This window comes from Saccharopolyspora thermophila, from assembly GCF_014646075.1.
In the GTDB taxonomy this organism is placed as follows: domain Bacteria; phylum Actinomycetota; class Actinomycetes; order Mycobacteriales; family Pseudonocardiaceae; genus Saccharopolyspora; species Saccharopolyspora thermophila.
Genome location: NZ_BMMT01000001.1, coordinates 367,753 through 389,157, shown reverse-complemented (window position 1 = coordinate 389,157; position 21,405 = coordinate 367,753). Strand labels below are relative to the sequence as shown.

The 21,405-nt window shown below is 71.7% G+C and carries 17 protein-coding genes, 1 tRNA gene and 1 riboswitch; of the genes, 7 read left to right on the top strand and 11 right to left on the bottom strand.

The window, feature by feature from the left end:
• The first annotated feature begins 109 nt into the window (after positions 1-109).
• Positions 110-1,306: a PQQ-dependent sugar dehydrogenase gene (locus tag IEY17_RS01660; RefSeq protein ID WP_188984634.1), complete on the top strand. Its 1,197-nt coding sequence runs from the start codon at positions 110-112 to the stop codon at positions 1,304-1,306.
• A 29-nt stretch (positions 1,307-1,335) separates the two neighbouring features.
• Here the strand turns inward: IEY17_RS01660 and IEY17_RS01655 are convergent, their stop codons facing one another.
• Positions 1,336-1,929 carry a TetR/AcrR family transcriptional regulator gene (locus tag IEY17_RS01655; protein WP_188984632.1) on the bottom strand — a complete coding sequence of 198 codons (594 nt, stop codon included), beginning with the start codon at positions 1,927-1,929 and terminating at the stop codon, positions 1,336-1,338.
• Between the two features lie 178 nt (positions 1,930-2,107).
• Positions 2,108-3,076 carry an acyl-CoA desaturase gene (locus tag IEY17_RS01650; RefSeq protein ID WP_188984630.1) on the bottom strand — a complete coding sequence of 323 codons (969 nt, stop codon included), beginning with the start codon at positions 3,074-3,076 and terminating at the stop codon, positions 2,108-2,110.
• Between the two features lie 395 nt (positions 3,077-3,471).
• Between IEY17_RS01650 and IEY17_RS01645 the strand changes: the two genes are divergently transcribed.
• From IEY17_RS01645 to IEY17_RS01630, 4 genes are all read left to right on the top strand, one after another.
• Positions 3,472-3,542, top strand: a tRNA-Gln gene (locus IEY17_RS01645).
• Between the two features lie 59 nt (positions 3,543-3,601).
• A complete protein-coding gene (locus tag IEY17_RS01640) occupies positions 3,602-5,359 on the top strand; it encodes a GGDEF domain-containing protein (protein WP_229679750.1) in 1,758 nt (585 codons plus the stop codon).
• Between the two features lie 288 nt (positions 5,360-5,647).
• Complete coding sequence (gene glmU / locus IEY17_RS01635) at positions 5,648-7,165, top strand: bifunctional UDP-N-acetylglucosamine diphosphorylase/glucosamine-1-phosphate N-acetyltransferase GlmU (protein ID WP_188984628.1); 1,518 nt, start codon at positions 5,648-5,650, stop codon at positions 7,163-7,165.
• 38 nt (positions 7,166-7,203) lie between these two features.
• Positions 7,204-8,175: a ribose-phosphate diphosphokinase gene (locus IEY17_RS01630; protein ID WP_229679749.1), complete on the top strand. Its 972-nt coding sequence runs from the start codon at positions 7,204-7,206 to the stop codon at positions 8,173-8,175.
• Between the two features lie 163 nt (positions 8,176-8,338).
• Here IEY17_RS01630 and IEY17_RS01625 read toward each other — a convergent pair whose 3' ends face one another.
• The gene (locus tag IEY17_RS01625) at positions 8,339-8,953 is read right to left on the bottom strand and encodes a malonic semialdehyde reductase (protein ID WP_188984626.1); all 615 of its coding nucleotides are present in this window, start codon (positions 8,951-8,953) and stop codon (positions 8,339-8,341) included.
• A 490-nt stretch (positions 8,954-9,443) separates the two neighbouring features.
• Between IEY17_RS01625 and IEY17_RS01620 the strand changes: the two genes are divergently transcribed.
• Complete coding sequence (locus IEY17_RS01620) at positions 9,444-10,049, top strand: 50S ribosomal protein L25/general stress protein Ctc (RefSeq protein ID WP_188984624.1); 606 nt, start codon at positions 9,444-9,446, stop codon at positions 10,047-10,049.
• A gap of 88 nt (positions 10,050-10,137) precedes the next feature.
• On the top strand, positions 10,138-10,713 hold the full coding sequence (gene pth / locus IEY17_RS01615; RefSeq protein ID WP_188984622.1) for an aminoacyl-tRNA hydrolase: 576 nt from the start codon (positions 10,138-10,140) through the stop codon (positions 10,711-10,713).
• Positions 10,714-10,757: 44 nt separating this feature from the next.
• On the opposite strand, the gene IEY17_RS01610 is transcribed toward pth, so the two are convergent.
• From IEY17_RS01610 to IEY17_RS01575, 8 genes are all read right to left on the bottom strand, one after another.
• A complete protein-coding gene (locus IEY17_RS01610) occupies positions 10,758-12,413 on the bottom strand; it encodes a fatty acyl-AMP ligase (RefSeq protein WP_188984620.1) in 1,656 nt (551 codons plus the stop codon).
• A gap of 54 nt (positions 12,414-12,467) precedes the next feature.
• Entirely contained in the window at positions 12,468-14,246 is a 1,779-nt protein-coding gene (locus tag IEY17_RS01605) for an ABC-F family ATP-binding cassette domain-containing protein (protein WP_188984619.1), read from the bottom strand.
• A 112-nt stretch (positions 14,247-14,358) separates the two neighbouring features.
• The gene (locus tag IEY17_RS01600; protein WP_188985299.1) at positions 14,359-15,315 is read right to left on the bottom strand and encodes a 4-(cytidine 5'-diphospho)-2-C-methyl-D-erythritol kinase; all 957 of its coding nucleotides are present in this window, start codon (positions 15,313-15,315) and stop codon (positions 14,359-14,361) included.
• 124 nt (positions 15,316-15,439) lie between these two features.
• Positions 15,440-16,252, bottom strand: a complete 813-nt coding sequence (locus IEY17_RS01595) for a MetQ/NlpA family ABC transporter substrate-binding protein (RefSeq protein WP_188984617.1) — start codon at positions 16,250-16,252, stop codon at positions 15,440-15,442.
• 103 nt (positions 16,253-16,355) lie between these two features.
• Positions 16,356-17,039: a methionine ABC transporter permease gene (locus IEY17_RS01590; RefSeq protein WP_188984615.1), complete on the bottom strand. Its 684-nt coding sequence runs from the start codon at positions 17,037-17,039 to the stop codon at positions 16,356-16,358.
• Positions 17,036-18,055, bottom strand: coding sequence for a methionine ABC transporter ATP-binding protein (locus IEY17_RS01585; protein ID WP_188984613.1), 1,020 nt, complete (start codon positions 18,053-18,055; stop codon positions 17,036-17,038). The genes IEY17_RS01590 and IEY17_RS01585 overlap by 4 nt, the downstream gene beginning before the upstream one ends.
• Before the next feature lie 249 nt (positions 18,056-18,304).
• Positions 18,305-18,395, bottom strand: a riboswitch (SAM riboswitch).
• Positions 18,396-18,570: 175 nt separating this feature from the next.
• Entirely contained in the window at positions 18,571-19,440 is an 870-nt protein-coding gene (rsmA, locus tag IEY17_RS01580) for a 16S rRNA (adenine(1518)-N(6)/adenine(1519)-N(6))-dimethyltransferase RsmA (protein WP_188984611.1), read from the bottom strand.
• Positions 19,441-19,633: 193 nt separating this feature from the next.
• Positions 19,634-21,133, bottom strand: a complete 1,500-nt coding sequence (locus IEY17_RS01575) for a resuscitation-promoting factor (RefSeq protein ID WP_188984609.1) — start codon at positions 21,131-21,133, stop codon at positions 19,634-19,636.
• Positions 21,134-21,405: the final 272 nt, after the last annotated feature.

Below are 21,405 nucleotides of genomic sequence, written 5' to 3'. Positions count from 1 at the left end.
GCCAGAGGCGTCGGCTCCCAGCCTACGACGCAGGGACGACACCACTGCGGCGGCCCGAACGCACCGCACGATCGATGTGACACTGCATGATCGGTGTGACACTGGACACATGCACGCTCCCCGGTTCGCCCCCCGGTTCGCCGTGTTCGCCCTGGTCTGCGCCCTCGCGGGCTGCACCGACGCGGGCAACGCGAACCGGTCGGCGCCGACCGGCAGCGCACTCGCCCCGGCGCTGCGCGTCGAGGTGGTGGCCAGCGGGTTGGAGCACCCGTGGGACATCGGCTTCCTGCCGGACGGCACCGCCCTGGTCGCCCAGCGGCCCGGCCGGCTCGCGCTGCTCACCGGTCACTCGCCGGGCGCGCAGCTGCGCCCGGTGCAGGCCGACCTCGGCGACGTGCTGGCCGAGGGCGAGGGCGGCCAGCTGGGCATGCTGGTCCACCCGGACTTCGCCACCAACCGGCGGTTCATCACCTGCCAGACACACCAGGTCGGCGGCACCGCGGTGGACGTCCGCCTCGTCACCTGGCGACTGGCCGAGGACGGCACCCGCGCCGACCGCCTCGGCGACCTGCTCACCGGGCTGCCGGTGAACCCCAGCGGCCGGCACTCGGGCTGCCGCCCGGCGCTGGCCGCGGACGGCTCACTGCTGGTGGGCACCGGCGACACCGCGCGTCCCGCGGTCCCGCAGAACCGCCGATCCCTGGGCGGGAAGGTGCTACGGATGAACCTCGACACCGGTGCCCCGCCGCCGGACAACCCGTTCCGCACCGCACCCGACCCGCGCGAACGGCTGATCTACAGCTACGGGCACCGCAACGTGCAGGGCGTGGCACCGCGGCCGGGCGGCCAGGTGTTCGTCTCCGAACACGGACCGGTCGGTGAGGACGAGATCAACCTGCTGCGGGCCGGCGGCAACCACGGCTGGGACCCGTCGCGCGGCGGCACCGAGTCCAGCTACGACGAGGACGTGCCGATGACCGACCTGCAGCGTTTCCCGGACGCCGTCCCGGCGGTGTGGTCCTCCGGCTCGGCACGTCTGGCCCCCTGCGGTGCGACGTTCCTGACCGGCCCGCAGTGGGGTTCGCTGGACGGGATGCTGGCCGTCGCCACGCTGCACGGCAGCAAGCTGCTGCTGTTCCGCATCGGCCCCGACGGCGTTGTGCGCGAGGTGCACGTCCCGGCGGAGCTCGACGGCACCCACGGCCGCCTCCGCGCCGCCCGCCAGGGCCCCGACGGGGCCCTCTACGTCACCACCTCCAACGGCATGGACGACAAGGTCCTGCGCATCACCGCCGGGACGCCGTGACGATTGCCGTCGCTGCTGCGAACGCCCGGTCATTTCGTGGACAGGCGCGGCTTGTGCTCCAGGTGGGACAGGCCGTTCCAGGCGAGGTTGACCAGGTGCGCGGCGACCTCCTCCTTCTTCGGTTTGCGGGCCTCCAGCCACCACTGCCCGGTGAGGGCCACCATGCCAACCAGCGCCTGGCTGTAGAGCGGGGCGAGCTTCGCGTCGTAGCCGCGGGCGCTGAACTGCAGCCCCAGGATGTGCTCGACCTGGCTGGCGATGTCGTTGAGCAGGCTCGAGAACGTGCCGCTGGTGCTGGCCACCGGCGAGTCACGCACCAGCACCCGGAAGCCGTCGGTGGAACTGTCGATGTAGTCCAGCAGCGCCCGCGCCGCCTGCTCCAGCAGGTCCCGCGGGTGCCCGGCGGACAACGCGGAGACGACCAGGTCGAGCAGGTTGCGCATCTCGCGGTCCACCACCACCGCGTAGATGCCCTCCTTGCCGCCGAAGTGCTCGTAGACCACCGGCTTGGAGACCCCGGCCCGGTGCGCGATCTCCTCGATCGACGTGCCGTCGAAGCCCTTCTCCGCGAACAGCGCGCGCGCCACGTCAAGCAGCTGCTGGCGGCGTTCCTTCCCGGTCATCCGAACCCGTGCGGTGCGCCCCGTCGGCCGCGCCGCGGCGGGTTCGGGCGCGTTCCGCCCGCGTCGTCTCGATACCACTCGCACCACCCTAAGGTGCACACCCGACCGCATGGTGGCGACCCGACGAAAAAAGCGTCCGCACGGCCGGTGCCACGCGGACGCTCCGCCTGCGGGGCGATCAGCTCTTGTACTTGGTGACCGCGATGCGCGCCAGGCGCTTGTCGTTGGGCCAGCGGACCTTCCATGCCCAGCCGAGCTTCTCAAGAAACCAGATCACCCGCGCCGAGATGTCCAGCTGGCCACGCAGCACCCCGTGCCGGGCACAGGTCGGGTCGGCGTGGTGCGAGTTGTGCCAGGACTCGCCGAAGGACAGGATCGCCAGCGGCCAGAAGTTCGCCGCCCGGTCGCGGCTCTTGAACGGCCGCTCACCGATCATGTGGCAGATCGAGTTCACCGACCAGGTCACGTGGTGCAGCAGCGACACCCGCACCAGACCGGCCCAGAAGAACGCGGTGAAGGCTCCCCACAGCGACCAGGTGATCAGGCCGCCCAGCACGGCCGGCAACACCAGGCTGACCGCGGTCCACAGCGGGAACAGCCTGTTGACCCGCACCAGCTCGCGGTCCTTGAGCAGGTCGGGGGCGAAGCGGTCCTGGTTGGTCAGGTCGCGCTGGAACAGCCAGCCCATGTGGGCGTACCAGAAGCCCTTGGCCAGCGCGACCGGGGAGCTGCCGAAGCGCCACGGGGAGTGCGGGTCGCCCTCGCGGTCGGAGTAGGCGTGGTGGCGGCGGTGGTCGGCGACCCAGTTGATCACCGGGCCCTGGACGGCCATCATGCCGGCGATCGCCAGCGTCAGCTTGACGCCGCGGTTGGTCTTGAACGAGCCGTGCGTGAAGTAGCGGTGGTAGCCGACCGTGACGCCCAGCCCCGTCGCGACGTAGAGGACCGCCGCCAGGGTGACGTCGACCCAGCCGAGGCCCCAGCCCCAGGCCGCCGGGACCGCCGCCAGCAGCGCGATGAACGGCACCACCACGAACACGTACACCGACAGCTGCGCAACGAAGGGGCGGGTGCCTGCGGTCAACGGCTTGGGCCCGGACTCCGCGCGGGCCTCGGAAGCGACGACGCGCTCGGTTGCTGCGGTCATGCTCATACCTCGAATGGCGTTGTGGAGGTGGGAAAACTGCGTTCAGCGCGGGGAAGCACGGCTCCGCAACACCTCCACCTACGGAACCGTAACCTACGCTAGCGTAAGTTCTTTGATGCCGAATCGTCACCCCCGGGCGGCAAAATCGCGGCGTGTCGCGCTCCCCCGGGCGTGTCCGAATCGCCGGTGTTCACCCATTCGATGGTGGACGCAACCGGGTGGGCTCGCATCACGTCCCAACGACGTGCCGACCGCGCCGCCCCCCGCGACCCGACCCGTCCGGACGCCCGTGCCACGATGTCGCCCGGGTACCACCGCCTGTCATCCCGGGCCGGTAAGCTCGGGCAGCGGCGCCGGGGGGCAGCACACCGGCGCCGAGGGCCGAGGACGCCCGATCCGCCGTGGTGTAAAGGCAGCACCTCGGATTTTGGTTCCGATGGTCCAGGTTCGAATCCTGGCGGCGGAGCGAGCGGTCCTCCCGGAGCGGACGCGGAGCGCGGCATCGCCGACCGGCCGGGAGGCAGGGTGAACAGGGGGTGTGGGCCGCTGCGCGACGACACGACCGCCGTGCGGGAGGAAGCGGCAACCACGCTGAGCGAGGTGTCCGACGCGTGGTTGGTGGGGCGCGCCCGCGAACTCAACGCAGTCGGCCAGCACAGCGACCCGGCCAGCCAGCGCAGCACGATCCGCGAGGCCGACAACCTGCTCGCCGAGGCGCAGCGGCGCGGTGAACCGCGCATCGTCGCCCAGCTGCTGCGGCACTGCGCGGCCATGCGGCTGGCCACCCCTGACCTGGTGGACAGCGCCGACCCGCTGCTCGACGAACTACTCAGCCACACCCGCCGGCACGGCCTCGACGTGCTGCAGGCCGACGCGCATGCGCTGCGCGGCCGACGCGCCCTGCTCGCTGGCAGCGAGGACAGCGCGCTGACCGAGGTCGCGCACGGCCTGGCGATGCTCGACGAGGAACTGGTGCCCGACCGCACGCTGGGCCGCCGGTCCTGGGATCGGCTGCTGGCGACCTCGCTGATCGACATCGGCCTGGTGCTCACCCAGCTCGGTGTGTACGAGATGGCCGACGAGGTGATGGCCCGCGCCCACCAGCGCATCCGGGAAAGCGGCGGTCCGCACGAGATCGCGGTGCACATGATCAACCGGTGCCGGATGCTGCTCGGCTGGGGCCTGCGCCTGGAGCGCATCGGCCAGGACGACGAGGCCAACGCCCGGTTCTCCACCGCCTCGGCCATCGCGGTCGCGGTGGAGGGCCCGTGGCGGGAGTCGTTGTTCCCCCGGGTGTCCGACCGCCCGGCCGCGGAGCAGCTGCCCGTGCTGGGCGCGGCGCACGCGCTGGCGCAACCGCACGAGGAACACATCGAGCGGCTGGAGGTGCTACGGACCCAGGACCGCGCCATCCACCCGCGCGAGAAGATCATCGTCGCGATCGCGCTGTCGCGATGCCTGGTGCGGGCCGGACGCGGGGACGAGGCCGTGGACCTGCTCGCGGACACCCGCACGGAGCTGGAGAACGACACCTCCGAACCCACGCTGCGGATCTCGCTGGCCCGCGAGTACGCGCACCTGACCGAACTGGACAGCACGGACCTGCACGACGCGCTGCGGGAGTACGCGCTGGAGCTGGAGACCGAGCTGTGGACGATGCGCCAGGCCCGGTTGTCCACTTTGGTCACCCGGCTGGAGAACTCGCGGCTGAGCCACAAGCACGACGCGATCACGCGCCAGGCGCTGCAGGACCCGCTGACCGGGCTGTCCAACCGCCGCGCGCTCGACGACCGCCTGGAGACCCTGCTGAACGAGCCCGACGCGCAACCGCTCGCGGTGGCGCTGGTCGACCTCGACGGTTTCAAGAGCGTCAACGACCGCTGCTCGCACGCCGAGGGCGACGACGTGCTGCGCACCGTCGCGGTCACCCTGCGCGACACGCTGCGCACGGACGACTTCGTGGCCCGCTACGGCGGGGACGAGTTCGTGGTCCTGCTCCCGGGCGCCACGCTCGGCGCCGCCGAGGCCGCGCTGCAGCGCACCGTCGAGGCGGTCGACCGGCTGCCCCCCGAGCTGTCGCGCGGTGTGACGCTGTCCATCGGCGTGGTCGCGATGCGCCCGCAGGAGTCGGCCGCGCAGGTGCTGGCCCGCGCGGACGCCGCGATGTACCAGGCGAAGCGGGACGGCGGCAACCGCGTGGCCGCCTTGTCCGGGGCGAGCACCACCCCGCAGTCCCGCCCGGCCGCGGACCATTCCACCTGGATCCCCCCGGACGCCCTCTGAACCGGTCCCGAACGGGGTCGGGCCGAGCGCCTCGGCACCGGCCGCGGCGGAGCCGCGCGAGACCGGCCGGCCCCCACCCGGCCAACCGCGGTGAAGATCACAAAGCCGCAGCTAGAGACCCTTCTGCGTGGTCAGGATAGGCCCGATCGGCGGTACCATCACACCCGCCGGAGGGGCGTGCGGGGGCACCGGACCCACGGGGGCACTGGGCCGGTTACCCTTCACCCGCTTGGACGCAACAGGCACTGTCGGCCGTCGAGCCGCTTTAGAGATCAAGGGAGAGCGCTGATGCTCCAGGGCGACCTCGCCCAGCCCTCCTCCCCCGTCGCCGCGTCGCACCCGCACCCGGTCAGCACCATCGTGCTCGCCGCGGGCGAGGGCACCAGGATGCGATCGGCCACACCGAAGGTGCTGCACCGGCTCGCCGGCAGACCCCTGGTCGAACACGCGGTGCGCGCCGCGGCCGACGTCGACCCCGACGAGCTGGTCGTCGTGCTGGGCCACGGCCGCGACGCCGTCGCCGAGCACCTGAGCGGGCTGGCCGACGCGCTCGGCCGCCCGCTGCGGACCGCGGTGCAGGAGGAGCAGCTCGGCACCGGCCACGCCGTCGCCTGCGGGCTGTCCGCGCTGCCCGGCGGCCGCACCGGCACCGTGCTGGTCAGCTACGGTGACGTGCCGCTGCTGGACGGCGCGACGCTGCGCGCCCTGCTCGACGAGCACGCCGGGGCCGGCAACGCGGTCACCGTGCTGACCGCGGTCGTCGAGGACCCCACCGGGTACGGCCGCATGCTGCGCGACGCCGACGGCCGGGTCACCGGCATCGTCGAGCAGAAGGACGCCAGCCCGGAGCAGGCGGAGATCACCGAGATCAACTCCGGAGTGTACGCCTTCGACGCGGCCGTGCTCGCCGACGCGCTCCAGCGGCTGTCCACCGACAACGCCCAGGGCGAGCTGTACCTCACCGATGTGCTGTCGATCGCCCGCGCCGACGGGCGCCCGGTCGGCGCCCTGGTGTGCGGCGATCCGTGGCTGGTGGAAGGCGTCAACGACCGTGTCCAGCTGGCCCGGCTCGGCGCCGAGCTGAACCGGCGGCTGCTGGAGCGCTGGATGCGCGCGGGTGTCACGGTCGTCGACCCCGCCTCGGTGTGGCTGGACTGCGACGTCGAGCTGGACCGCGACGTCGTGCTCGAACCCGGGGTGCAGCTGCGCGCCGGGACCACCGTCGGCGAGGGCGCCACCATCGGCCCGGACACCACCCTGACCGGCTGCGTGGTGCACCCCGGTGCGTCCGTGGTGCGCACCCACGGCGACGGCGCCGAGATCGGCCCGGGCGCCAAGGTCGGGCCGTTCGCGTTCCTGCGGCCCGGCACCGCGCTCGGCGCCAACGGCAAGATCGGCACGTTCGTGGAGACCAAGAACGCCACCATCGGCGAGGGCACCAAGGTGCCGCACCTGACCTATGTGGGCGATGCGACCATCGGCGACCACAGCAACATCGGCGCCGCCACGATCTTCGTCAACTACGACGGGGTGCACAAGCACCGCACCGTGGTCGGGTCGCACGCCCGCACCGGCGCGGACAACACGTTCGTCGCCCCGGTCGAGATCGGCGACGGGGCCTACACCGCCGCCGGGTCGACGATCACCGAGGATGTCCCCCCCGGAGCGATGGCGGTCGCCCGCGGGAGGCAACGCAACATCGAGGGCTGGGTGGCCAGGCGCCGCCCCGGCACCGCCGCTGACCAGGCCGCACAACAGGCTTTGGCGAAGGAACGAACCACCAATCCGACGGAAGACGCCCGATGACGGACGTCGAACGGGGAGGGACGATGACCGTGAGTGCCATGTCTGCGACCCCGAAGAAGAGCCTCAAGCTCTTCTCCGGTAGCAGTCACCCGGAACTTGCCGAGGAGGTGGCCAAGCAGCTCGACGTAACGGTCACGCCCCAGGCTGCCTACAAGTTCGCCAACGGCGAGATCTTCGTGCGGTACGACGAGTCGGTGCGCGGCTGCGACGCCTTCGTCATCCAGTCGCACTGCAACCCGCTCAACGACGCCATCATGGAACAGCTGATCATGGTGGACGCGCTCAAGCGCGCCAGCGCCAAGCGCATCACCGTGGTTATGCCGTTCTACGGCTACGCCCGCCAGGACAAGAAGCACAAGGGCCGCGAGCCGATCTCGGCGCGGCTGATGGCGGATCTGTTCAAGACCGCGGGCGCGGACCGGATCATGGCGGTGGATCTGCACACCGACCAGATCCAGGGCTTCTTCGACGGCCCGGTGGACCACCTGATGGCCCAGAAGCTGCTGGCCGGCTACATCCGCGACACCTACGCCAACGAGCAGATCACCGTGGTCTCCCCCGACTCCGGTCGCGTCCGGGTGGCGGAGAAGTGGGCCGACGAGCTCGGCGGCACCCCGCTGGCGTTCATCCACAAGACCCGCGACCCCAACAAGCCCAACCAGGTGGTGGCCAACCGCGTCGTCGGTGACGTCGAAGGCCGGCTGTGCGTGCTGGTCGACGACATGATCGACACCGGCGGCACCATCACCAAGGCGACCGAGCAGCTGATCGCGGCGGGCGCGAAGGACGTCATCATCGCGGCGACCCACGCGGTGCTGTCCGGCCCGGCCGCGGAGCGGCTGTCGTCCTGCGGCGCGAAGGAGGTCGTGCTGACCAACACGCTGCCGATCCCGGAGGAGCGTCGCTTCCCGAACCTGACGGTCCTGTCGATCGCCCCGCTGGTGGCCGAAGCGATCCACCAGGTCTTCGAGGACGGCTCGGTCACCAGCCTCTTCGACGGCCGCGCCTGATCCGCTCGGGGCTCGTGGTCGCGCCGCTCGGGCGGGTCCACGAGTCCGAGGCATCGGGTGCTGAGCTCGAGCGGCCCCGGTCCGGTTCCCTGCGGACCGGGGCCGTGCTGCGTCGCAGCGCGATCTCCCCGGCGATCAGATGTCCGGGGGAATCGCCGCCGCGTCACACCGTGGTGACGACCTCGTCGTAGTCGAGGCGGGGCAGGCGGTCGAACCACGGGTTCTCGCCCGGCTTGCCGATGTTCATCACCACCAGGGCCTGCTGCCTGCCGTCCGGGAAGAACTCCGCGTTCAGGCCCGCCGGGTCGAAGCCGGTCATCGGGCCCGCGGCCAGCCCGGCGGCGCGCACGCCGAGGATGAAGTACGCGATCTGCAGGGACGCGTTCAGCCGCGCGCTGCTCAGGCGGAACTCGTCGTTGCCGACGAACATGTCCTTGGCCTTCGGCGCGTGCGGGAAGGTGCGCGGCAGGTTCTCGTGGAAGTCGGTGTCGGCGGCGAGGATCGCCACCAGCGGGGCCTTCGCGGCCTTGGCTCGGTTGCCCTCCACCAGGTGCCGCAGCAGCCGCTCGCGCCCCTGCTCGGAACGCACCAGCACGATCCGCAGCGGCTGCTGGTTCATCGAGGTCGGACCCCACTTGATGAGGTCGTAGATGGCCCGGACCTGCTCGTCGGAGACCGGCTCGTCGCTGAAGGTGTTCGCGGTGCGGGCCTCACGGAACAGCAGGTTCTGGGCGTCCTCGGCGAGGGTGAGGAGCTGGATCTGGTCGGTCGCGGTCATGGGACTCACTTCCTCGAACGTGCGGTGCGCGGGTACGCGGTGCCCCGCGCCGTCGGGGGCGAACATCCCATCCCAACACCCTTGAGCCTTCAAGCAATCCGCGACGACCGGCTTGTAACCAACATCACCGTCGGCCGACTCGTGCCCCCGCGACGAACAGCAGCAGGCACAGCCCCGGCGGCGCACCGCGACCGGAGGGCAGGCGATCATCGCCGGGCGGCGCCGCGCTGCCGGGCCGCGGGGGTCACCCGTGCGAAAACGACTATGCAAGCACCGTTTAGACTGTTCGGGTTGCCTCGGCGAGGTCGGGACGTTCGCCCGGCGTGATCGGCGCGGTGGCACGGTGGCCGCCGACCTGAGCGGTCGGCGCACCTGTCGCTCACACCCGGTGCCTGTCGGCACCGCGCCGAACCCACGCCCGTAGCGCGCCCCACCGCCGCAGGCCAGCGACCATTCACGTTCCGCCCGACGCCATGAGGAGTGCACCACCGTGTCCGAGGTCCGTATCGCCGTCGAACCGCGTACCGAGTTCGGCAAAGGGGCGGCCCGCCGTACCCGCCGCGCCGGCAAGATCCCCGCGGTGCTCTACGGCCATGGCTCCGCCCCCAAGCACCTGTCCCTGCCGTCCGTCGAGTTCGCCCGCGCCATCCGCGAGAACGGGCACAACGCGGTGCTGACGCTCGACGTCGCCGGCGGTGAGAGTGAGCTCGCGCTCACCAAGACCATCACCACCCACCCGATCAAGAACTACATCGAGCACGTTGACCTGCTGCTGGTGCAGCGCGGCGAGAAGGTCACCGTCGCGGTGCCGATCGTGCTGACCGGCGAGCCCGGCCCGGGCGCCCTGGTCAGCCAGGAGATCACCGAGGTGGAGGTCGAGGCCGAGGCGCTGCACATCCCCGAGCAGCTGGAGCTGTCCATTGCCGGCGCCGAGATCGGCACCCAGCTCCACGCCTCCGACATCAAGCTGCCCGCCGGTGTGTCGCTGCAGACCGACCCCGAGGCCCTGGTCGTCAACATCACCGAGGCTGCTGCGGCGCTGGCCGAGGAGGCCCCCGCCGAGGCCGCCGAGGGTGAGGCCGCCCAGGAGGGCTGAGCCTCCGACGTCGGGCATCGCGCGCTGCCCCACCCGATCGTGTGGGGCAGCGCGCTGCGCGCCAGGCAGAGCAGGAGACTTCATCGACGTGAACAACCCGGATTCGGTGGCGTTGATCGTCGGGCTCGGCAACCCCGGCCCGCGCTACGAGCTGACCCGGCACAACATCGGATTCCTGGTGGCCGACGAGCTCGCCGACCGGATCGGCGGGAAGTTCCGGGCACACAAGGCCGGTGCCGAGGTCGTCGAGGGCCGGCTGGCCGGTGTCCGCGCGGTCCTGGTGAAGCCGCGCTCGTTCATGAACCTCTCTGGCGGTCCGGTGGCCGGCGCGGTGAAGTTCTACAAGGTGCCGCTGGAGTCGCTGGTCGTCATCCACGACGAGCTGGACCTGCCCTACGGCACGATCCGGCTCAAGCGCGGCGGCGGGGAGAACGGCCACAACGGACTGCGCTCGATCAGCAAGTCCCTCGGCACCCGCGACTACCTCCGGGTGCGGTTCGGCATCGACCGGCCACCGGGCCGGATGGACCCGGCCGACTACGTCCTGAAGGACTTCTCCGGTGCCGAACGCAAGGAGCTGCCCTACTTCGTCGACCGCTGCGCGGACGCGGTCGAGTCGCTGATCACCAAGGGCCTCGAAGCCACCCAGAACGTCTTCCACTGACGGGTGAACTTCGCGGAGCGACTCGACCGCGTTGTCCACTGTGGTCAGCTGGGCACCAGGGCGGCCGTGGCCGCGCGGCGGAGTTTGCCCGACGGCGTCTTCGGCAGGCTGCCCGGTGGCAGCACCACCACCGCCGAGGGCCGCACGCCCACCGCGTCGACCACGCGCGCCGCGACCTCCTTGCGCAGCGTCTTCTCCGCCGCCTCGTCACCGGCCAACGTGGACTCCAGCACCACGGCGAACCGCTCGCGGCGGCTGCCCGCGTCCTGCCGGACCGCGGCCGCGTTGCCCGGGCGCACCCCCTCCACCTGGCAGGCCGCGCGCTCGATGTCGACCGGGTAGATGTTGCGGCCGCCCATGATGATCACGTCCTTGCGGCGCCCGCAGATCACCACCTGGCCGTCGACCAGGTAGCCCTCGTCCCCGGTGTCCAACCAGCCGTCCGCGTTCTGTGTCGCCAGCGGACCGTCCACCGTCAGGTAGCCGGGCGTCACCGCCTCGCCCCGGATCCGCAGGCGCCCCACCTGCCGCTCGCCCAGCCGCGCCCCGGAGTCGTCCACCACGTCGACCTCCAGGCCCGGCAGTGGCCTGCCCAGCAACGCGAACCGGCGCGCCCGCCCGGTTCCCGTCGACACCGGGTCGGCGCGGCGGTGCTGCTCCAGCGCGTCCGCGTCCACGACGTCGACCTCCAGCCCGCGCCGCAGCGGCGCGAACGAGACCGCGAGCGTCGCCTCGGCCATCCCGAAAGCGCACACCATACAGGTCGGGTCCAGCCCGAAGCGGGCACCCGCGTCGGTGAACGCCTGCGCCGCGGCCGGGTCGATCGGCTCGGCCCCGTTGAGCGTGAACCGCAGGCTGGACAGGTCGAAGGCGCCGTCGTCGGCGCGTGCCATCCGCCGCCCCACGATGGCGTAGGCGAAGTTCGGCGCGGCGGTGACGGTGCCGCGGTACTTGCTGATCAGCTCGGGCCACAGCAGCGGCCGGGCGAGGAAGTCAGCGGGGGTCACCTTCACCGCCGCCATGCCGATCGCCATCGGCACGGTGAGGCAGCCGACCATCCCCATGTCGTGGAACAGTGGCAGCCACGACACCGCCACGTCCCGCGCCGCGTCCAGCTCGGCCGCGCGCACCATGGCCACCAGGTTGGCGTACAGATTGCCGTGGGTGATCCGTACCGCCTTCGGTTCGGCGGTGGAGCCACTGGTCAGCTGCAGCAGCGCCGTCGCGTCCTCGCCGACCGGCACCGGTTCGGCCAGCGGCCGGGTGTCGGACACCACGAGCTCGGCGAGGTTCCGGTAGGCGATGCCGTTCTCCTCCAGCACCCCAGTCAGTTGCTCGAACGGGGGGCCCAGCAGGACCAGGCGGGCATCGATCATCTTGAGCACCCGCAGGGTGTCCTCCGCCCAGTGCGCGAGATTCGTGCGCGGCGTCGGCTGGTGCAGCATCGTCACGCTGCCGCCGCCGAGCCACACGGCCTGCACGGCGGGGGCGATCAGGCCGGGATCGGCGGCGAGGATCGCCACGACGCTGCCGAGCCGCAGGTCGGACCCCAGTCCCCCGGCGATCCGCAACGCCTCCGCGTGCACGTCCGCCCAGGTGCGGTGCCGGGGCTGCGCGGGCTCGCCAGTCGTGAGCCCTCGGCCGTGCGGGCCCGCGTTCTCCCGCGCGGATGCCACGATCTTCTCCACGAACCGACTCATGTGAGGCAGCTTACGGCGAGCGTGATCGCCCGCCCACCGAAACCGCCGAGCGGGTCAGCCCAACTGGTCGGCCAGCTCCATCCAGCGGGACTCGACCTCGTCCTTCTCCCGCAGCAGCTCCTGCAGCTGGGCGTTGAGCTCTGCCAGCCGGTCCGGCTCCGTCGCCGCGGCGGCGAGTTGCTCGTGCAGCTCCTCCTCGCGCCGCGCGATCTTGTCGAGCTGCCGCTCGCAGCGGGCCAGCTCCTTGCGCGCCGCGTGCTCCTCCGCGCCGGACAGGCCCCGCGGCTTCGCCGCGCCGACCGCCTGCTTGCCGACGCTCTCCTCGGCCGCCAGCAGCGAATGCCGACGCGCCAGGTACTCGTCGATGCCACCGGGCAGGTGGGTCAGCCGCCCGTCGCCGAACAGCGCGTGCACGCTGTCGCAGACGCGCTCCACCAGGTACCGGTCGTGCGAGACGACGACCAGCGTGCCCGGCCAGCCGTCCAGCAGGTCCTCCAGCTGCTGGAGCGTGTCGATGTCCAGGTCGTTGGTGGGCTCGTCGAGGACGAGCACGTTCGGCTCGCCCATCAGCAGCCGGGCCAGCTGCAGGCGACGACGCTCCCCGCCGGAGAGATCCTCGACGGGCGTCCACTGCCGACCCCTGGCGAAGCCGAAGCGCTCCCCCAGCTGCGCGGCGGTCAGCTCGTACTTGCCGAGGGTGACCCGCTCGGCGACATCCTCGATGGCCTCCAGCACCCGCCAGTGCCCGGGCAGGTCGTGTAGTTCCTGGGTGAGGTACGCCAGCCGCACCGTCTTGCCCTGGATGCGGCGGCCCGCGTCGGGCTCGCGTTCCCCGGCGAGCAGCTTGAGCAGGGTCGTCTTGCCGGAGCCGTTGACGCCGACCACGCCGACGCGGTCGCCGGGGCCGATCCGCCAGGTCACGCCCTTGAGTAGCACCCGGTCGGCGACGCGCAGGTCGACGTCCTCCAGCTCCAGCACGATCCTGCCGAGCCGCCGTTTGGCGAAGGTGACCAGCTCGACGGTGTCGCGCGGCGGCGGCACGTCGGCGATCAGCGCCTCCGCCGCCTCCCGCCGGTAGCGGGGCTTGGACGTGCGGGCCTTCGCGCCGCGCTGCAACCAGGCCAGTTCCTTGCGCGCGAGGTTCCGCCGCCGTTCCTCGGCCTGCTGGGCGAGGCGGGCGCGCTCGGCGCGGGCGAACACCCAGTCCGCGTAGCCGCCCTCGTACTGCTCGACGCGGCCGTCCACGACCTCCCAGGTGCGGTTGCAGACGGTGTCCAGAAACCAGCGGTCGTGGGTGACGACCACCAGGGCGCACCGGCGCTCCAGCAGGTGGTCGGCCAGCCAGCGCACCCCTTCGACGTCGAGGTGGTTGGTGGGCTCGTCGAGCACCAGCAGGTCCAGTTCGCGCACCAGGGCCGCGGCCAGCGCGACGCGGCGGCGCTCGCCGCCGGAGAAGTCCTTGACCGCGGTGTCCAGGCCGAGGCGGGTCATGCCGAGCCCGCTGAGCACCGAGCGGACCCGCGGGTCGGCGGCCCACTCGTGCTCGGCGGTAAAGCCGTGCGGGTCGAGTACCGCGCTGCGCACGGTGGCGTCCTCGGGGAGTTCCGTGCGCTGGGTGACCACGGCCATCCGCAGGTCGCGGGCGTGGCTGACGCGGCCGCTGTCGGGTTCGGCGATCCCGGCGAGCACCTCCAGCAGCGTGGTCTTGCCGCCGCCGTTGAGCCCGACGACCCCGATCCGCTCGCCCGCCGAGACGCCCAGCGAGACGCCGTCCAGCAGCGGTCGCACGCCGTAGCTCTTGCTGACCGATTCCAGGTTGACCAGGTTCACCATCGGGGCTTGATCCACTCCATCGACTACGTCACGTGGCCACAGGTCCGGGCGGGCGCACGGTCCTCGAGAAATGCGGTCCGTGACATCCACATTCCTCGATCGAGCAGCGCCGCTAGGCGTGGACCTGGGGCGGGGTGGGGCGGTCCGCGCGTTCCTCGGTGACGATCCGAGCACCCGGGACCGGGCCGTGTGCCACCCGAACGGTGCGGCACACTCCCGCGCCGGACAGCTCCGCCGCCACGCGGACGGCCGATTCCGCGTCGGTGCACAGGAAGGCGCAGGTGGGTCCCGAGCCGGACACGATGCCGGCCAGCGCACCCGCCTGCACGCCCGCGCGCAGCGTGCGGCGCAGGCCCGGGCGCAGCGACACGGCCGCCGCCTGCAGGTCGTTGCCGAGCAGCAGCGCCAGCTGGCGCGGGTCCCCGGTGGCCAGTGCCTCCAGCAGCGGTTCGACGTCGCCCACCCGGCTCGGCCGGGACTCCGCCCGCAGCCGGTCCAGCTCCGTGTAGACAGCGGGGGTGCTCAGGCCGCGCCGGTCCAGCGCGATCACCCAGTGGAAGGTGTGCCGGGCCAGCACCGGGACGAGCCGCTCGCCGCGGCCGGTGCCCAGCGCGGTGCCGCCCTGCAGCGAGAACGGGACGTCGCTGCCCAGCTTTGCGGCCAGCTCGCTGAGGGCGTCGCGGCCCAGCTCCAGCCGCCACAGGTGGTTCAGCGCCACCAGCGTCGCGGCGGCGTCGGCGCTGCCCCCGGCCATCCCGCCGGCCACCGGGATGCCCTTGTGGATCGACAACCGCACCCCGGGCTCCTCCGGGTCCCGGCCACTGTGCTCGGCGAGCAGCCGCACCGCCTTCCACGCCAGGTTGCTGGCCCCGGTGGGCACCGAGTCCGCGCCGTCGCCGTACACGTCGATCCCCGGCTCCTCGGCGACCAGGACGGTGACCTCGTCGGTCATGGACAGTGCCTGGAAGACGGTGACCAGTTCGTGGTAGCCGTCCGGGCGGGCGTCACCGACCGACAGGTGCAGGTTCACCTTGGCCGGGACGCGGACGGTGATGGGGGTGGGAACCACGGAGAGCACTCTTAGAGCGTACGTGCCCGCGTAACCCCGCCGCCGACTTCCCTACGCACGGCCGCGTGGAAAAGCTGAGGGGCACCCGTGACGGGTGCCCCTCGGTGGTCGGACCGGTCGCGGGTCAGGACGCCGGGATGACGGCGACGCCGCCCCACTTCTGGTTGATGAAGTCCTTGACCTGTTGCGACCGCAGCAGGTCGGCCAGCTTGAGGATCCGCGGGTCCCTCGCCAGCGCCGGGCTGGTCACCAGGCCGTTGGCGTACGGGTTGTTCGCCGCGCTCTCCACCTGGATCGGGTTCTGCAGGCCGGCCTTGATCGCGTAGTTGCCGTTGACCACCGCGGCCGCGGCGTCGTCGATCGAACGCGGCAGCTGGTCGGGCGAGAGGTCCTTCAGCTGGATGTTCTTGGGGTTCTCGGCGATCGCCGCCTCCAGCCGGGTGCCGACCGTGGCTTCCGGCCTGAGCCTGAGCAGTCCGCCGGCCTCCAGCAGCTTCAGGCCGCGGAACTGGTTGGCCGGGTCGTTGGACAGCGTCACGGTCGCGCCGTCGGGCAGCTCCCGCAGCGACCTGTACTGCTTGGAGTACACCGCCAGTGGCTCCAGGTGCACCGCCGCGATCCAGACGAAGTCGCCGCCGCGCTGCTTGCGGTACTCGTCCAGGTAGGGCTGGTGCTGGAAGTAGTTGGCGTCCAGCTCGCCGTGCGCGACGGCCTCGTTCGGCCGGTTGTAGTCGTCGAACTTCTGGATCTCGATACCGATCCCGGCCTGCGGGGCGAGGTTGTCCCGGACGTACTCCAGGATCTCGCCGTGCGGGGTCGGGCTGACACCGATCTTCAGCGGCGCGTTCGGGTCCTGGGCCGCCGGGGTGCCGCCGCCTCCGCACGCGGCCAGCGCCAGTCCGGCGGCGGCGATCAGAGCGGCAAAGCGCAAACGCATCTCAGTGGTGTCCTTTCTGGACAGTCGGGTGGGGGCCCGCACGCGGGCAGCAGGGGCCGCGGGAGGCCGCGGTCGCCGCGACCTCCCGGCGGGCAACGGGGTTTCAGCCGCTCGCGGTGCGGCGGCGGTCGACGAGTTTGGCGGTGCTGTCGGTGATCAGCTGCATCCCGAAGGCCAGCACCGCGAGCACCAGCACGGAGCCGTAGAGCAGCCGGTCGTCGTAACCCTGGTAGCCGTCCTGGATCGCGGTCGTGCCGAGGCCACCGCCGCCGATCGCGCCGGCCATCGCGGCGTAGCCGATCAGCGCCACCGCGGTGACACCGACCGCGCCGACCAGCGCGGCCCGCGCCTCGCCCAGCAACACCGTCCACACGATCCGCAGCCGGCTGGAGCCGGTGGTGATCGCCGCCTCCACGACCGTGAAGCTGACCTCGCGCAGCGCGTTCTGCGTCAACCGCGCGAAGAACGGCACGGCGCCGATGACCAGCGGCACGATCACCGCGGTGGTGCCGATCGACGTGCCGATCAGCAACCGGGTGAACGACGCCAGGATCACCAGCAGCACCACGAACGGCACCGAGCGCACCACGTCGACCACGACGCCGAGCGCCCGGTACAGGACGGGTCGCGGACTCAGTCCGACCGGCGAGCTCATGTGCAGCAGGACCCCGAGCGGCAGTCCGCCGAGGACCGCCAGCAGGGTCGACACCAGCACCATGTAGAGCGTCGCGACCGTCGATTCAGCCAGGATTTCGAGGACCTCCGACCAGGGGGTCACATCACTCACGCAGCTGCTCCGTCAACACACACCGGGGCGCGTCGCACATGCGCGTCCCGCTCGATCATCCACTTCAGGGCCGCCTCGGAGCGCTCACCGGTCAGACCGATCCGGAACTTCGCCACCGGCGTGTCGCCCAGGCGGGTCAGCCCGCCGCCCAGGATGGCCAGCTCGACCCCGAACCGGTTGGCGGCTTCCGGCAGCAGCGCGCCGACGGCGGCAAAGCCGACCAACACGACCTCGGCGACCACGTCGTGGCGGCCGTCGGTCGGCCGGAGCGGCTCGGCCTGGTCGGTGTCGGGCAGCAGCGTGGCTCCGACCCGGCTGCCGGGTTCGGCGACCAGGTCCAGCACCTTGCCGTGCTCGACGACGCGACCGCCCTCCAGCACCGCGACGTCGTCGGCGATCCTGCGCACCACCGCCATGTCGTGCGTGACGACCAGGACGGTGACGCCCAGCTCGGACCGGGCTCGGTCCAGGACGGTGAGCACCGAGTCGGTGGTGGCCGGGTCCAGCGCCGAGGTCGGCTCGTCGGCCAGCAGCACCGACGGCTTGGCGGCCAGCGCGCGGGCCACCGCGATCCGCTGCCGCTGCCCGCCGGAGAGCTGGTCGGGGTACATCCCGGCCTTGTCGGTCAGACCGACGAGGTCCAGCAGCTCGCCCACACGGCTGCGCCGCTGCGGGCCGCTCACCCCGGCCGCTTCCAGCGGCAACGCGATGTTGCCCGCGGCGGTGCGCTGCCGCAGCAGCGAATCTCCCTGCGGCACGACGCCGATCTGGCGGCGCGCGGCGCGCAGCGCCTTGCCGTCGAGGGAAACCAGGTCGGTGCCGTCGACGCGGATGGCACCCGAGTCGGGCTTCTCCAGCAGCGCGATGCACCGGGCCAACGTGGACTTGCCAGCTCCGCTGGGACCGACCACGCCGCACACCGCCCCAGCAGGCACCTCCATCGACACGCCGTCGAGGGCGCGGACGGTTCCGCTGCTGTGCTGGAAGGTCTTCGTCAGGTTCTCGACTGTGATCACGATCGGCTCCACATCAGCTCACGACGGCCGCGCCCGACGAACGGCGGCAGGCGAGGATCTTCACCGGTTGGGGGAGGGAAAGGGCTGGGTCACATCTCGCGACGACAGGCGGTGGTGGTGCGCCGCCCGTGATCGATGACGCGGCGTTGCGTCAGCAGCCTCCGGATGTGGGATTGCCGGGATCGCACGGTTCGCGCAGCGGTCGCGCTCGGGCGCGGGCGGGCTGGCAGCGCGTTGGATTCCACAGCAACTCCATCGGTCCTGGCGTTAGCACCTGCCCGGGGTCGGGTGGTTGCTGCGGCGTCTCGGAGCCAGGTCTCTCGGCCGCTCGGGATGGATTTCCCACACAGTAGACCCCACTGGCGGATTCCCGCGCAAGTTGATAGTCGTCACTTTCCGGAATCGTTTGATGAATCACACACCCGGACGAGCGGGAATTTTCCCGTCATACACAGCGTTGCCGGTGACTCCGAGTTACGAAAGGACGTCCGTTCGCAAGGGGCCGGACGGGTGGTTCAGTGCCCGCCAACGGTCGTAGCGGCCTCCGCGATCCGGGCGAAGTCACCGATTTCCAACTGCTCCCCGCGGGTAGCGGGATCGACGCCCGCGGAGCGCAGGACCGCCTCGGCCCGTGTCGCCGACCCGGCCCAGCCCGCCAGCGCGGCGCGCAACGTCTTACGTCGCTGGGCGAAAGCCGCGTCCACGACCCGGAAGACGTCCTGCCGCGGCGCGGTGGACGGCGGCGGGACGCGGCGCAACGCCACCAGCCCGGAGTCCACATTGGGCACCGGCCAGAACACCGTGCGTGGCACCGGACCGGCGCGGCGCACGTCGGCGAACCACGCGGCCTTCACGCTCGGCACGCCGTAGACCCGGCTGCCCGGCCGGGCGGCCATCCGGTCGGCGACCTCCGACTGCACCATGACCAGTCCGTGCGCCAGCGTCGGGAGCTCCGCCAGCAGGTGCAGCACGACCGGCACCGCCACGTTGTAGGGCAGGTTGGCGACCAGGGCGGTCGGTGGCTGGGCGAAGTCCTCGGCGCGGACCCGCAGCGCGTCCGCCTCGATCACGGTGAGCCGGTCCGCCAGGCCCGGGGCGAACTCCTCGGCGGTGCGCGGCAACCGGGCCGCCAGCACCGGGTCGATCTCCACCGCCGTCACCGCCCCGGCCGCCGGGAGCAGCGCGAGCGTCAACGAGCCGAGGCCCGGACCGACCTCCAGGACGACGTCGGCGGCCGAGACCGACGCCGCGGCAACGATGCGGCGCACCGTGTTCGGGTCGTGCACGAAGTTCTGGCCGAGCTTCTTGGTCGGCCGGATGCCGAGTTCCTCGGCCAGCCGGCGCACGTCGGCCGGGCCGAGCAGTGTCGCCTGCTGGTCCTCCACACGACAGAAAGCTACCCGTGCCCGGCCGTCGGCAACGAGCGGGGCACCGTGCTCGGCGGCTCCGCCGGCACGTGCCCGGCTGTGGTTTCCCAGATCTGCCTGAACCTGGGAGCTCGCGCGGGAGGTGCGGGCAATGGTGAGGGGTGCTCGTCACCCGCGTGCGCGGGTGACGAGCACCCCTCACCGGAACGGTTCAGTCGAGGCCGAGTTTGGCCGAGCAGTGCGGCCAGGCGCCGTAGCTGCCGCCGCGGGCCGCGCGCACCTTCTCCGCCACCGCGATCTGCTGCTCGCGGCTGGCCTGGTGCGGGTACGGCGCATACTGGTCGCCGCCGTAGGCGTCCCAGGTGGACTTGTTGAACTGCAGGCCGCCGTAGTAGCCGTTGCCGGTGTTGGCGTGCCAGTTGCCGGTGGCCTCGCACTGGGCGAGCTTGTCCCACACCCCGTCGGTGGGGCGCGGCTTGCCACCCACGCGCACCACCCTGGGCTGCGCCTGTTTGAGGACCTTCTCGCCGACCGTTTCCCGCCTGACCTCCTCGCCGTTGCGGGTGATCACGCGGGCCGTCACGATCTTCTCGCCGGGCACACCGGGGAAATCGACGCGCTCCTCGCCCTTGAACATCGTGTTGTCGACGATCTCCTGCACCGGCGGCTCCACCGGCATCGTCACGTTGATCACCGTGCTGCCGTTGCGGGTGATCCGTACCTCGGCGCCGTCGACCAGGCGCTGGTCGCCGCCCGGCGTGACGGTGTCCTCGGGGCCGAGCTTGAACTGCTCGTCGTGGACCAGCTCGTCGATGGTGACGGCGTGGGTGGTCAGCTGCCGCGGCGCATTCGCCCCGTCGATGACGGTGATGTTCTTGAGCGTCTTGACCGTCAGCTCCATGCCCTCGACGGGCACGGCCATGCTGCGGTCTGCGGAGACCCATGCCCTGTCGGCGGCCACGCCCAGCTGGCGCAGCGCCTGGTCGACGGTGACGGAGCGGACCCACTCCTCGCGCATCTCGCCATCGACGTTCAGCTTCAGCAGCCGACCGCGGTCGAGGGTGATGGTGTCGCCGTGGCCGACCTCGGCCTGCGGCGAGGGGCTGAGGGCGTCGTGCTCGCCGACGGTGATGCCCTCGTCGGCGAGGACCTCGCCGACGGTGTCCTCGTAGGTGTTGATGGTGCGTTCCTGGCCGTCGATCTCGACGGTCACCGACTTGTCCATCGCGGCGGCCGCGCCGCCGGTGCCGGTGAGGGTCAGCAGCACGCCGGCCACCGCGCCCTTGAGGAAGCGCCGCTTCCAGGTGGAGATCGCCTCCACGACCTCCGGCGGGGGCGCCTGGCCCTCCTCGACCTCCGGCAGCGTGTCCGGGATGACCAGCGGAGGCAGGACCGTGGTCTCGGCGTTGATGAGGCGGATGACCTCGTCGACGTCGATCTCGGCGGTCGCCAGCATGTCCTCGGCGTCCGGGCCGAGGACCTCGTAGATGTCCTCCGGCGTGATCTCCAGCGCGCCGGGCGGGAAGCTGGGGTGGTCCTGGGCCGGGTAACGCTCGGTCTCCGGGCGTTCCAGCAGCCCGACCGCGGTGTGCTGGTCGGCCGCCTGCACCGGGGTGAACCAGTCCGTGCGTGTGTCGAAGGAATCAGCCCAGTAGCCGTCGTCGTGCCTGTCGAACTGGCCGTGATGACCGGGCTCGCCGCGTCCGTTCACAGGGTCGTTACCTCCCGAAGGCGGAAGTCGCGCTCGCGCTGCAGCGGACGAGGGCGGTGTCGGGCGAGACCATGTCGTCGCTCAACTCCCTCGCTCCTTGCGGGCACGCAACCTTCGTGCTTCGTGTCTGTATCCGACTCCCGAGAGCCTTGCGCCGTCCAGCCGACCTCGAGCACCGTTGCTCGCGGCCCGCTTCCCCGACGTACACCGGCGAGACTTACGGGCGTTCCCCATGACTGGTTGTCATCGGTTACGAGGCCGAGACTTTAGCG

Bases quoted from the DNA above. Each gene is read 5' to 3' on its own strand.
- IEY17_RS01595 (WP_188984617.1), bottom strand. From the start codon at position 16,252: ATGCGTTTGCGCTTTGCCGCTCTGATCGCCGCCGCCGGACTGGCGCTG.
- IEY17_RS01650 (WP_188984630.1), bottom strand. From the start codon at position 3,076: ATGACCGCAGCAACCGAGCGCGTCGTCGCTTCCGAGGCCCGCGCGGAG.
- IEY17_RS01660 (WP_188984634.1), top strand. From the start codon at position 110: ATGCACGCTCCCCGGTTCGCCCCCCGGTTCGCCGTGTTCGCCCTGGTC.
- IEY17_RS01605 (WP_188984619.1), bottom strand. From the start codon at position 14,246: ATGGTGAACCTGGTCAACCTGGAATCGGTCAGCAAGAGCTACGGCGTG.
- IEY17_RS01625 (WP_188984626.1), bottom strand. From the start codon at position 8,953: ATGACCGCGACCGACCAGATCCAGCTCCTCACCCTCGCCGAGGACGCC.
- IEY17_RS01630 (WP_229679749.1), top strand. From the start codon at position 7,204: ATGTCTGCGACCCCGAAGAAGAGCCTCAAGCTCTTCTCCGGTAGCAGT.
- glmU (WP_188984628.1), top strand. From the start codon at position 5,648: ATGCTCCAGGGCGACCTCGCCCAGCCCTCCTCCCCCGTCGCCGCGTCG.
- IEY17_RS01655 (WP_188984632.1), bottom strand. From the start codon at position 1,929: ATGACCGGGAAGGAACGCCGCCAGCAGCTGCTTGACGTGGCGCGCGCG.
- IEY17_RS01610 (WP_188984620.1), bottom strand. From the start codon at position 12,413: ATGAGTCGGTTCGTGGAGAAGATCGTGGCATCCGCGCGGGAGAACGCG.